12 protein-coding genes are annotated in these 12,946 nt (G+C 33.1%); 6 read left to right on the top strand and 6 right to left on the bottom strand.

All coding sequences use genetic code 11. The features are described from left to right. Positions 1-59: 59 nt before the first annotated feature. The 4 genes from EYY60_RS12485 to EYY60_RS12470 form a co-directional block, all read right to left on the bottom strand. Positions 60-1,028 carry a sulfotransferase family protein gene (locus tag EYY60_RS12485; RefSeq protein WP_132989654.1) on the bottom strand — a complete coding sequence of 323 codons (969 nt, stop codon included), beginning with the start codon at positions 1,026-1,028 and terminating at the stop codon, positions 60-62. Between the two features lie 9 nt (positions 1,029-1,037). After that, positions 1,038-1,721, bottom strand: a complete 684-nt coding sequence (locus EYY60_RS12480; RefSeq protein WP_132989653.1) for an aspartyl/asparaginyl beta-hydroxylase domain-containing protein — start codon at positions 1,719-1,721, stop codon at positions 1,038-1,040. Between the two features lie 12 nt (positions 1,722-1,733). Continuing rightward, positions 1,734-2,267 (bottom strand): adenylyl-sulfate kinase, encoded by a 534-nt coding sequence (cysC, locus tag EYY60_RS12475; RefSeq protein WP_132989652.1) that lies wholly within the window; start codon positions 2,265-2,267, stop codon positions 1,734-1,736. Between the two features lie 494 nt (positions 2,268-2,761). After that, complete coding sequence (locus EYY60_RS12470; protein ID WP_132989651.1) at positions 2,762-3,025, bottom strand: hypothetical protein; 264 nt, start codon at positions 3,023-3,025, stop codon at positions 2,762-2,764. A 198-nt stretch (positions 3,026-3,223) separates the two neighbouring features. Here EYY60_RS12470 and EYY60_RS12465 point away from each other — a divergent pair, with 198 nt between their 5' ends. From EYY60_RS12465 to EYY60_RS12450, 4 genes are all read left to right on the top strand, one after another. Then, positions 3,224-4,531 carry a BNR repeat-containing protein gene (locus EYY60_RS12465; RefSeq protein ID WP_132989650.1) on the top strand — a complete coding sequence of 436 codons (1,308 nt, stop codon included), beginning with the start codon at positions 3,224-3,226 and terminating at the stop codon, positions 4,529-4,531. Between the two features lie 200 nt (positions 4,532-4,731). Next, positions 4,732-5,421 (top strand): SIR2 family NAD-dependent protein deacylase, encoded by a 690-nt coding sequence (locus EYY60_RS12460; RefSeq protein ID WP_132989649.1) that lies wholly within the window; start codon positions 4,732-4,734, stop codon positions 5,419-5,421. 231 nt (positions 5,422-5,652) lie between these two features. Next, positions 5,653-6,999, top strand: coding sequence for an adenylosuccinate lyase (gene purB, locus EYY60_RS12455; RefSeq protein ID WP_132989648.1), 1,347 nt, complete (start codon positions 5,653-5,655; stop codon positions 6,997-6,999). A gap of 239 nt (positions 7,000-7,238) precedes the next feature. Next, positions 7,239-9,473: a cation:proton antiporter domain-containing protein gene (locus EYY60_RS12450; protein WP_132990002.1), complete on the top strand. Its 2,235-nt coding sequence runs from the start codon at positions 7,239-7,241 to the stop codon at positions 9,471-9,473. A gap of 159 nt (positions 9,474-9,632) precedes the next feature. Here the strand turns inward: EYY60_RS12450 and EYY60_RS12445 are convergent, their stop codons facing one another. Next, entirely contained in the window at positions 9,633-10,271 is a 639-nt protein-coding gene (locus tag EYY60_RS12445) for a peroxiredoxin (protein ID WP_132989647.1), read from the bottom strand. 112 nt (positions 10,272-10,383) lie between these two features. Next, positions 10,384-11,295, bottom strand: coding sequence for an AEC family transporter (locus tag EYY60_RS12440; RefSeq protein WP_132989646.1), 912 nt, complete (start codon positions 11,293-11,295; stop codon positions 10,384-10,386). A gap of 355 nt (positions 11,296-11,650) precedes the next feature. Here EYY60_RS12440 and EYY60_RS12435 point away from each other — a divergent pair, with 355 nt between their 5' ends. After that, positions 11,651-12,058, top strand: a complete 408-nt coding sequence (locus tag EYY60_RS12435; RefSeq protein WP_132989645.1) for an RrF2 family transcriptional regulator — start codon at positions 11,651-11,653, stop codon at positions 12,056-12,058. Positions 12,059-12,115: 57 nt separating this feature from the next. Next, entirely contained in the window at positions 12,116-12,757 is a 642-nt protein-coding gene (locus tag EYY60_RS12430; RefSeq protein WP_132989644.1) for an NAD(P)-dependent oxidoreductase, read from the top strand. Positions 12,758-12,946: the final 189 nt, after the last annotated feature.

Genomic DNA, 12,946 nt, shown 5'->3' with positions numbered 1-12,946 from the left:
TGTTTGTATTTGGCGCAAAAATACATATAAAAAAACATAAAGAAAATTCATTCCTGTTTTCAATGTTCTAAATAAGTCAGAGACAAGTTATTTAATTTTTCATATAAAACAGTAAGCCTCGAAAAATCAACTTCTAAAGATTCCTCTTTGAATATATCTCCAGTAAATACTACACTTTCATTTTTAGAATGTTTTTTTAAACGTTCCAACATTTTTTCGTGTTCATTATCAATATAATGAATATGAATAAAGGATATAAATTTCTTAATTGCATTTTTCATTCCTTCGTTATAATTCAGAATCGTAACATTATGATCACTTTCATGAAAATCAAGAAATGCTTGAAAATATTTCTCCAAAACCAAAGCGCCATATTGCTGAAAACTTCTTTCTTCAACTTCTTTAGCCGTAATTCCAAAAACATCTGGCGGAATTATATTTGGAACCATATGCATTCCTGGTAGCTTCTGATGCGATTTCAAAACTTCATTCGGATTTCTGTACAGTAACGCAAAAGGCAATTTCGGAAAAACAGATCTAAAAAACGCTGCCTTAAATATATGCCAGGCATCCATTTTCAGAATTAAATACTTTTGCTCCGGAAATCTTTTTTGCCCCAAAAATTTCAAAACCGATTTTAAAAGAACTACTTTTTTATCCCAATCAAAATAATTGGTTCTTAAAATCTCATCGATAATTGGTCCTTCAGAAATCATAATATTTTCTGAAGAAGTCGACAGACACTGACTCAACAGAGTAGAACCACATCGCGAAACATGAAAAACTAAAGATTTTAATGGTAGCGATTCAATTTCGTTAGACCACTCTATAAGATTTTCGGCAGTGCTTAAAACCTTTACCATTTTTGAATTAGATTTATGACTTTTACATCTTAAAATGGTTTCATCAAAAAAAGGATCTTCAAATTTTATTTCTCCCAGATAAATCCACTCAAAATAAACTTCATTCTCTTTTTCAACTAATTTGTATGGAATCCAATTAAAAAGGGGATGTTCTTGTTTTTTCATTTTCTAAATTTATTTTGAAAGTAAATCAGTAATAATTTTATCGTTTACTTCTGAGGGATTTCTGGAAAGTTCAGCTATAATTTGTTGTTTTATCTCTTCTGAATATGATTCTTTCTCCAGAGAATAACTAACATCAAAACCCATTTGTGCAAATAATTTGTCAGACCATTCATTTCTTATACAATCAAGCGTAAGATGAATTCTAGGTTCTGAGCTTTTATTTTCCACGCTATGTGGCAACTGAAAATTGGCGTACCAGCACTCCCCCATTTTCATAGGAACTAATTTTTTATCAACATAAAAGAAAACTTCTGAATTAGTTAAAATGGGAACATGAATTCTAAAAAATCCGTCTTCATAGGATGTGTCATTATCTACATGTTCTTTTATTTCGCTATTTGGTCCTAATCGAAGCAATCTAACAGCTTCTTTCTCACATTGAAACCAGTCCATAATTTCTTTAAAATAATGACAACATTCCAGAAGATCTGTATTTATATATTCCTTGTTTGGAAAAGAAGTAATATCATTGACCTGTCCTGATTGAGATCTTAGCGAAACACTTGTCCAGTTTCCTTCGTAACGATAGGTATTAAAGTGAGGCGTCCATAACTCATTTTCGCATATAGCGAGGTCATTTTGTAATTTTTCAATTGAAAAAATTATGGGAAGCTGACTAAAGGAAGGATTCATAAACTTTAAAAATTAGGCCGATTTATTCAGGTTATCAATGATAAAATTGTAGAGTTTATTCGTCGAAGTTAAAACGGTTTCAGCATCTGTTTTTAAAATTAAATCTGCGTTCTCCGGTATTTCATAAACATCACTTATTCCAGTAAAATTTCTTATTTTATCATCATCATTATCTGGCAATAATGCTTTTCTATATAAGCCTTTCGGATCTCTGTCGATCAGATTAGGTATTGAACAATCTAGAAAAACAGTTCTCACAAATTCATAATTTCTTAATTCGCTTCGAATACTTTCATACGGATTGATAACTGACATCAAAACAATTGTATTTTCATGGATAAAATTTCGTCCCACATTAAAAATACGTCGTACATTTTCGCAACGATCTTCTTTCGAAAATCCTAAATCTTTACAAATCGTTTTTCGGAAAACATCGCCATCAACTATTTCAGCCTTATAATTGTTTTGAAGTAATAAATACCGAACACTTTCAGCCAACGTTGTTTTTCCCGAACCAGATAATCCTGTAAATTGTATTAAAATCATTTAGAATTTCTTTTGTTTTTAAATCACACTATAAAACTAAATAATCTTAAGAGCCTGAACAATACGTATAACTACGGATTATTGCACTAAAAAAAGATTAAAAAAAACAGAGCAAATAAGCCTTACTTTCATTACTTCTTTTTCATGTCTATTATATTTTTTATTACTTCTCGTAGAACGAAAGTATTCCAATCTTTTTTATAGGAATAGCCGCGATTAAAGTCTAATGCATTTTCTAACGAATAAATAGAAATGTATGTAGTATATTTTCTAAGCCCAACATCATTCCAAAGAATTAGTTTTTTTTCTTGTTTCAAAAGTTTTGAAATTGATATGATAACTCCTTCAGGATTAATATTTACTTCTCCAATATTAAAAGATTTACCAGCTTCAAATTCCTTTATAAAAGAATCAACTTGTTTTGCAAAATATAAGTCCCAAATTGAATTAATTATTTTTGCATAAAGCTTATGTGTCTGATGCTTTTTTATACCTCAATAACTTTTGATTTTAATCTTTAGAATTTCATCATTAAAATTCTTAATCAATATTTCGTATTCCCTTCCAAAGACAAAACGGTATTGATAAAAAGTCACACCAAAACAAAATTCTTTTATTTCATCTGTTTTAAAAGACGTAGAGCCATTCTTCGCTAAATCTTTATCTTCAAATTTGATGAAATCAGGATGAAGATGTAGATCTCGCTCATAATTGTCTAATAAGCTTCTTTTGATTTTTAATTGTAGTTCTGTTCCCAAATAGATACGATTTAATATTGGCTAAAATAAGTATTTAGCTCAATATTCTATTTCCAACTCAATTAAAATTTATTATAAAAACAACCTAAACTGGTATGGTTCAACTCCTCATTATACTTAAATCGGTTATTTTTACTAATTCGAAAAATTTAACCCATTTTCATTTCTCACTAACTACAACCAAACAGCAACTTTTTAATGAAACCACATTTTCACAAAATCCTTTTTTTTCTTTTTTTCACTCTATTTTCCTGCGTCGCACAACAAAATGTAGAAATTCCGGTAGGAAAAGGCTGGAGCAGTAATTCTGTCAATACCGTAAAATTTAGAAAAAACGCTTTGACGACTTTTAAAAATTTTCAGTTTATAGCTTATTATGATAATGACGGCTATGTAATTTTAGGCAAAAGAAAACTGAATTCTGCTAATTGGGAAATTGTAAAAACGCCTTACAGCGGAAATGTCAAAGACGCACATAATACCATCAGCATTGCCACTGATGGCGACGGCTATTTGCATATCAGCTGGGATCATCATGACACAAAACTTCGATATGCAAAAAGTAAATTCCCATTGAGTTTAGATTTGGGCGAAGAAGAGTCAATGACCGGAATTGCGGAACAAAAAGTTACTTATCCCGAATTTCACAATCTGCCAAACGGAAATTTAGCATTCTTTTATCGCTCAGGCGCTTCAGGGCGAGGAAATATGATTCTTAATTTATATTCCGTAAAAGATAAAAAATGGTCGCAACTGCAAAGCAATTTATTAAACGGCGAAGAGCAAAGAAGCGCTTACTGGCAAGCAAAAGTAGATCAAAAAGGCACAATCCATCTTTCATGGGTTTGGAGGGAAAGCTGGGATGTTTCGACGAATCACGATATTTGTTATGCTCGTTCTTTTGATGGCGGTTTGACTTGGGAAAAATCAAACGGGGAAAAATACAACTTGCCAATAACTATAGCATCGGCAGAAATTGCTTGGAAAATTCCAGAAAAATCGAGCTTGATTAACCAAACTTCAATGACGACTGATGAAAATGGAAATCCTTATATCGCCAATTATTGGAACGAAAATACTATTCCACAATTTCAGATTGTTTATTTAGAAAATGGCGTTTGGAAAAAATCAAATACAGGGTTTAGAAAAACTCCTTTTTCTCTTGGAGGCGGAGGCACCAAAAAAATTCCAATTTCAAGACCAGATTTACTAATTAAAGAAGAAGGGAAAAACCGCTATTTGTATCTTCTTTTTAGAGATAGCGAAAGAGAAAATAAAGTTTCAATGGCGTACATCAATTTAAGCCAAAATACTCCATGGAAAGTAACCGACTTGACCTCAACATCTATTGGCGAATGGGAACCGAATTATGATATTTCGCTTTGGGAAAAACAAAAAAAACTTCATATCTTTCTTCAAAATGTAAATCAAGTTGATGGCGAAGGATTGGCAAAATCTGAACCAACTATGGTAAAGGTTTTGGAAGTAAATCAGTTGCCGAAATAACATAATCAATTTGTTGGCTATAAAAAAACTTTAACACGATAGAGAAATAGTTTTTATATCGAAAAAAAGAATCCAAAAGAAACAAGTTTCCACACATAGCTAAACTATGCGAATTTAAGTTAGTGAAACGCCTTTTAAAAGCTTCTAAAACTATGTTTCTATGTGTTAAAAATTATCCCAACATATTATAATTAAGAAAAATGAAAAAGAAATTAGTCGTTTTAACTGGAGCCGGAATTAGCGCTGAAAGCGGTATCAAAACTTTCCGAGACAGTGATGGTTTATGGGAAGGTCATGACGTTATGGAAGTCGCAACTCCCGAAGGCTGGCACAAAAATCAGGAATTAGTTTTGGATTTTTATAACAAAAGACGTCAGCAACTGAAAGAAGTAAAACCAAATTTAGGTCATATTATTTTAGCCGAATTGGAAAAAGATTTCGACGTTCATGTTATTACGCAAAATGTTGACGATTTGCATGAACGTGCCGGAAGCACAAACGTTTTGCATTTGCATGGGGAATTATTGAAAGTAAGAAGCGTGCAAAATAAAAACCTAATTTTAGATTGGACAGAAGATTTGCATACAGGCGATTTTGATGCTAATGGACATCAATTAAGACCGCATATTGTTTGGTTTGGCGAAGAAGTTCCAGCTCTTGAAGAAGCAATCGACATAACTGAAACAGCAGATTATTTTGCAGTAATTGGAACTTCGTTACAGGTTTATCCTGCTGCAGGCTTGATTTCTTACGCACCAAGTACAACTCCTGTTTTTTATATTGATCCAAAACCAATTTCAATTCCGAATATTAGAAATAAAGTAGAAACAATTGCCAAATTTGCATCAGAAGGTGTTGCCGATTTAAGAGAAAAATTAAAATCGATTTAAAAGCATAATTATTAAACACGAATTTACTTCGTCTGTTCGCTATCGCTCGAGTCACGAATTAACACGAATGTTTGTCTTGTCTGTAAATTGAGCAGAGAAAATTAGTGCTAATTCGTGAAATTTGTGTTTTGCCTTCTTTTTTCTCTTTTAAAATGCCTTCAATTGACTTTCTGATTACTTTAAATCCGCAAATTCTGTTTATATTTGCACCTTTCGAAAAACAACATAACAATGACTACTCTAAACGAATTGAATGCTATATCGCCAATTGATGGAAGATATAGAAATAAAACTCAAAATTTAACACCTTTTTTCTCTGAAGAAGCTTTAATAAAATATCGCGTTTTAGTTGAAGTGGAATACTTTATTTCTTTATGCGAGATTCCGTTGCCACAGCTAAAAGGCATTGATTCAAGTTTATTTGAAAGTTTGAGAAACATCTACAAAAATTTCTCAACAGAAGATGCGCTTTGGATTAAAGAAACTGAAAAAGTAACCAACCACGACGTAAAAGCGGTTGAATATTTTATTAAAGATGCTTTTGAAAAATTAGGTTTATCTCAATACAAAGAGTTCATTCACTTCGGATTAACTTCTCAAGATATCAACAATACTGCGATTCCGCTTTCTACAAAAGAAGCTTTTGAGCAGGTTTATATGCCTTCATTAATTGCCTTAATTTCAAAATTAAAAGAATTAAGTGTTGAATGGAAAGACATTCCAATGTTGGCACGTACGCACGGACAACCGGCTTCTCCTACTCGTTTAGGAAAAGAGATTTTGGTTTTTGTGGAGCGTTTAGAAGAGCAAATGCGTTTGTTATTCAATGTTCCGTTTGCGGCTAAATTTGGAGGTGCAACTGGAAACTTCAATGCGCATCATGTTGCTTATCCTCAAATTGATTGGAAACAATTCGGAACTAAATTTGTTGAAACTAGCTTAGGCTTGCAACATTCATTCCCGACAACTCAAATCGAGCATTACGATCATTTTGCTGCCTTTTTTGATGGTTTAAAAAGAATCAACAATATCATAATCGATTTAGATCGTGATATCTGGACATATGTTTCAATGGATTATTTCAAACAAAAAATCAAAGCGGGCGAAATTGGTTCATCTGCGATGCCTCATAAAGTAAACCCAATTGATTTTGAAAATTCTGAAGGAAACTTAGGAATTGCAAATGCTATTTTCGAACATTTGGCTGCTAAATTGCCTATTTCAAGATTACAGCGTGACTTAACTGATAGTACTGTTTTAAGAAATGTTGGTGTTCCAGTTGGACATACCATTATTGCTTTTGAAGCGACTTTAAAAGGTTTGAACAAATTGCTTTTAAACGAAAGCAAATTTGCTGAAGATTTAGAGAAAAATTGGGCAGTTGTTGCTGAGGCTATTCAGACAATTTTACGTCGTGAAGCATATCCAAATCCGTATGAAGCTTTGAAAGGCTTGACAAGAACTAATGAAGCAATTGATAAGAACGCGATTCATAATTTTATTGCAACTTTAGAAGTTTCTGACAGCGTTAGAGCAGAATTATTAGCTATAACACCAAGCAATTACACTGGTATTTAAAGAAAACCTAAAATATTTTCCCAAAAAAAAGCTATCTTTATCGAGATAGCTTTTTTTATTTAACTCAGATCTTTTTAGCCCAGATTGAAATGAAAAGCCTTTTGTGAAAAAAGCCATATTTTTTTGCAGGTACAGAGCGACCGCAGGAAGCTCCTGGAACTGCTTAAAAAATAGGCGTTTTGAACAAAAGCTTGAAATGGAAAGCTGGATTAGCTCCTGAAAAAAATACCACATTTTATATGATTGCATTAAACGCCGAAACTACCCACCATTTACAACCTTTAATCAGCGACTTAGGATTGATCCTAATGACCGCAGGAATTGCTGTGCTTTTATTTAAAAAAATGAAACAGCCATTAGTTTTAGGATATTTGATTGCAGGTTTTTTGGCTGGAAATCATTTTGACTTTTTCCCTTCAATTACCGATATGAAAAGTGTCGAAGTATGGGCTGAAATTGGTGTCATCTTTTTGCTTTTTAGCTTAGGACTCGAATTTAGTTTTAAAAAACTGATGAAAGTGGGAGGCACTTCTTCTATCACCGCCATAACCCAGATTATGTTCATGACTTTGATTGGTTATCTAGTTGGTCAATGGATGGGCTGGGGCAAAATGGACAGTATTTTTCTTGGAGCAACACTTTCTATTTCTTCTACAACAATTATTATTCGAGCGTTTGATGAATTGGGAGTTAAAGGAAAAAAGTTCGTTGGGATTGTATTTGGCGCATTGATTGTCGAAGATATTGTCGCGATTTTGATGCTCGTTTTATTATCTACAATTGCGGTGAGTGATCAGGTTTCTGGAACTGCTTTATTGCAGTCTGTTTTTAAATTAATTTTCTTTTTGATCATTTGGTTTTTAGGCGGGATTTTTATTATTCCGACGATCCTAAAAAAAGCAAAACATTTATTGAGCGACGAAATGTTGCTTATTATTTCACTTGCATTATGTTTGATGATGGTAATGTTTGCCGCTAATGTTGGATTTTCACCTGCATTAGGCGCTTTTATAATGGGTTCTATTATTGCAGAAACGACTCAGGCCGAAAAAATTGAACATTTAATTCAACCTGTAAAAGACTTATTTGGAGCTGTTTTCTTTGTATCAGTGGGAATGTTGATTAATCCGGTAACTTTGGTTGATTTTGCGCTTCCAGTTTTGATTATCACTTTGGTAACTGTTTTTGGAAAAGCGTTAAGTTCTGCTTTTGGAGCTTTGCTTTCAGGCCAACCATTAAAACAATCGGTACAAACCGGAATGAGTTTGGCTCAAATTGGCGAATTCTCTTTTATTATTGCCACACTCGGAATGTCATTAAAAGTTACAAGTGACTTTTTGTATCCGATAATTGTTGCGGTTTCAGCTGTTACTACATTTACAACGCCATTTTTGATTAAATATTCGGAACAATTTGCTTTGTTTTTGGAATCAAAAATGCCAAAAAGATGGGTTAAAAACATCAACCGTTATAGTATGAATGCACAAGCGATTAAATCGGTTAGCACTTGGCAAATTGTTTTGAGAGCTTCTGTGACACAAATTATCCTTCATACCATAATCATTACGGCAATTATATTATTATCCTCAAAATTTGTGGCTCCGTTAGTGGCTGATACACGCTTTGGAAATACGCTTGCCGCCTTAATTACTTTGGTTATTATTGCCCCTTTTTTATGGGCGCTTTCTTTGCGAAGAGTAAAAGTTGATGAAGTTGAAACTTTATGGGAAGAGCGAAAATACCGTGGCGCACTTTTAATGCTGATTCTAATTAGAATGAGTCTTGGTTTATTTTTTGTGGGCTTCTTATTGAATATTTTCTTCTCGCCTTTAGTTGCTTTTGTGGCGTTGATTATTGCCATTTGCGCTTACCAGATTTTCCCTAAAAAATTAAACGAGCAATATCATAAAATTGAAAACCACTTTTTGAAAAATCTCAACGATCGTGAAAACAAAAAAATCGACAGACGTTATGCCAATTTAATGCCTTGGGATGGTCACATGTCATTTTTTGACATTGGGAAAGAATCAAACTTGGCTGGAAAAACTCTAGAAGAACTAAAAATTAGGGAACAACTTGGAATCAATATTGCCGAAATAAAACGAGGCGATATCACGATCCCTATTCCGACTAAAAATGAGCGTTTGTTTCCTGGCGACGAAATTTGTGTAATTGGCACCGATGCTCAAGTAACCGAGTTTGCTAAATATTTAAATCAAAATGAAATTGAACCTCCAACAGAAGTTCAAGAATCCGAAATTGTATTACGACAATTAGAGGTTTCTCAAGAAGAATTTATTCAAAAAAGTATTGGTCAGTTTAGAGGAAAAACCGGTGGTTTAGTCGTTGGAATCGAGCGAAACGGAAACCGAATCTTGAATCCAGAATCTCCTATTATTTTACAGAAAAATGACATTATCTGGGTTGTTGGAGACAAGAAAAAAATGAATGAGTTGACTAAAAAAAGAAGCTAAGATTCTAAGATACTAAGTTTCTAAGTCGCTAAGATTCTAAGTTTTTTTTATATAAAAAGCGCTAAGATTTCATAATTGAAATCTTAGCGCTTTTTGTTTTACAGAAGCCAAAGAGTGCTGAGAATAAAACTTAGAAACTCAGCATCTTAGTATCTTTAATTATTTATTCGGTTGTGGTGTCAATCTTAAATAAGGTTTGATTGGCGTGTGACCTTTTGGGAATTTTGCCGGAATATCGCTGTCTGGAATTGCTGGCGCAATTACAACATCTTCACCGTCTTTCCAGTTTGCTGGAGTAGCTACACTGTAATTTGCAGTTAATTGCAAACTGTCAATTACACGAAGCAATTCGTCAAAATTTCTTCCTGTTGAAGCTGGATATGTTAAAGTCAATTTGATTTTTTTATCTGCACCAATCACAAAAACAGAACGAACTGTAAATTTATCGCTTGCATTTGGGTGGAGCATATCGTATAAAGTTGCTACTTTTTTATCTTCATCAGCTATAATTGGGAAATTTACTTCTGTATTTTGAGTTTCGTTGATGTCTTTAATCCACTCTTTATGAGACTCTAATCCATCTACGCTCAAAGCAATAACCTTGGTATTTCTTTTTGTAAATTCTGGAAGATAATTCGCCACAGTTCCCAACTCAGTTGTACAAACTGGAGTAAAATCTGCTGGATGCGAAAATAAAACGCCCCAAGAATCTCCTAAATATTCATAAAAATTGATAGGTCCTTGTGTGGTTTCTGCATGAAAATCTGGAGCTATATCGCCTAATCTTAATGTTGACATAATTTATATTTTTTAGTTCCAATAAAATTAACCAAAAAATACATTAAGAAAACATCTAAAAGGTAAAAAAAAGTTAAAATTCTACTTTGTCGATATAACTACTATTTTACTATCAAATAAAACTAAGAATAAAGTACCAAAAAGCAAGGGTTACGAAGGAAATTGGGATTCCAAAACCAATCATCATACTGCTTAACTTTGGTTTTAATCCGTAAGTTGAGGCTAAAATCGCACCAGTAATCATTGGCGCCATTGCAGTTTCCATCAAGGTAATTTTTATGACCTCAGAATGCTGATTAAAAATAAATACATACAGCACAAAAATGATAAAAGGAACTAAAAGCAATTTAAAGAAAAGTCCAAGTCGTAAAAATTTCCAATGCTGGCTTTTTCGATCAAAAGTCAATTGCAAACCAACAGAAAGCAAAGCCAAAGGTGTAACCAAACTTCCGATTTTCAGCAATACAAACTCAATATTTTCATTTAAATTATAATCAAAAATATTCATGAGACAGGCTAAAACAAACATTAAAAAGGGCGGAAACAAAATAATCTTTTTGAAAATCCCCAAAGCATTTGGGCTTCCTTTTGAATAAAAAGCCGCTGTAAAAACACCAAGCGTTGAAACCACTACAAAAGTTCCCGGTTGATCTACCAAAACGGCAGTTTCCAAGCCTTTTTTCCCAAATAAAGCCTCAATAATTGGATATCCCAGAAAAGAACTGTTGCTTAATCCTGCAGTTAAAATCAAACAGCCGATTAATTTGTTAGACCAGCCATTTCTTCTTCCTAAAAAATGAAAAAAGATAAAAGCTAAGATATAAGTAATCCACCCCGCACCTATTGGAAAAAGCAATTCACTGCTCCATTTTATCTTCGGAATATGATATAAAGTAATTGCGGGAAGACAAAAATAGATAACAATCTTATTGAGTGTTTTATAAATATGAGTAGGAAATCGCTTTACATTCTGTAAAAGCAATCCTAAAAACAAAAAGAAGAATATTATAATAAAGTTGTTCATATCGAGGCTTCGGGACAAAAATAGTTATTTATATTTTAGTAATTAGCTCCCAGTAATTACTTCCTTACTTATAATTGTAAATTAAGAAATTGAAATGTGCCGATAGGCACATAATATTGCTAGCCAATTGGGTTTTCAATTCATTAGCATGCCGTAGGTATGCAATGTTTTTTTTTGCGTACCTACGGCACGCTTGATTTATTTCCAATATATTTTTCTACCGATATTATGTGCCTAAAGCCACATTTTTGGCTTCTTATTAGCTTTTACAAATAAATGCTAATCACAAAAAAAACGTTAAAATTAGTTTTTGTATTATAAAACCCACTACATTTGTAATATATTTTATTACAGTATGCTTTCAGGTAAATTTGCCATAACGATTCACATTCTTACTTTGCTACATAAATTTCCAAACGATTATTTGTCGTCGGAATATATTGCAGGAAGTATGAACCTCAACCCCGTTTTGGTTAGAAAAGAGATTGCAAACCTAAAAGCGCATCATATTGTAGAAAGTAAAGAAGGAAAAAATGGCGGTACAAAATTGGCTGTCGATGCTGCAAAACTGACTTTGAAAGAAATATTCGAAATGACTTTTGAAACAATTGGCTTAGGATATGCAAAAAATCAACCAAATCCTGATTGTCCTGTTGGAAAAAAAATCAATCAGAATCTGGATGCTTTGTATGCAGAAATGAATCAAAAAGTCAGCGCTCAATTAGAGAATATTTCTCTTGAAGATTTTTCGAACCAATTTTGAAACTATTTTTTTGACTTAAACTGTAACATTTTTTATTACTAAATAAATTTATATATTATGAAAATCGCACTTATTGGAGCTACAGGATTTGTAGGCTCAGCAATTTTAAACGAATTAGCAGGTAGAAAACACGAAATTACAGCAATAGCAAGAACTCCAAAAGATACTGACAATGCAAAATGGGTTGCTGCAGATATTTTTAATGCAGGTGTTTTAGCAGAAATATTAAAAGGACATGATGTTATTATTAACGCCTATAATCCGGGTTGGACAAACGCAAATTACACTTCTGATTTCGAAAACGGATCAAAATCAATTCAGGAAGCTGCAAAAAAATCAGGTGTAAAACGCTTCATCACAATTGGCGGCGCTGGAAGCTTATATGTAGCGCCAGGCCTGCAAGCAGTTGATACTGCAGAGTTTCCGAAAGAATATTACACAGCTGCTTCTGCTGCAAGAGATTATTTAAATGTTATTAAAGAGGAAAAAGAATTAGATTGGGCATTTTTTAGTCCTGCGCTGGAAATGCACCAAGGAATTACAACAGGAAGAACAGGAAAATACCGTTTAGGATTAGAAAATCCTGTTTTCAATGACGAACAAAGAAGTATTTTATCTGTAGAGGATTTGGCAGTCGCTATTGCTGATGAAACAGAAAATCCAAAACACCACCAAGTTCGTTTTACTGCTGGATATTAATTTTTTAAAGATGCTAAGGTACTAAGATACTAAGTTGCTAAGTTTTGTAACGAATTTACTTCGTCTCTTCGTTATCGTTCGAGTTACAAATTTTTACGAGTTATTTTTATACGTTTCGTATGTCATCGTGAGCGAAGTCGAAGGACACGCAACGTAAATACACAATTAAAGTCAGACCCGACAGGTTTT

Origin of the sequence: Flavobacterium zhairuonense, from assembly GCF_004352915.1 — a bacterium.
Taxonomy (GTDB): domain Bacteria; phylum Bacteroidota; class Bacteroidia; order Flavobacteriales; family Flavobacteriaceae; genus Flavobacterium; species Flavobacterium zhairuonense.
The sequence above is the reverse complement of the archived record's forward strand: the minus strand, read 5'-3'. Positions and strand labels throughout refer to the sequence as shown.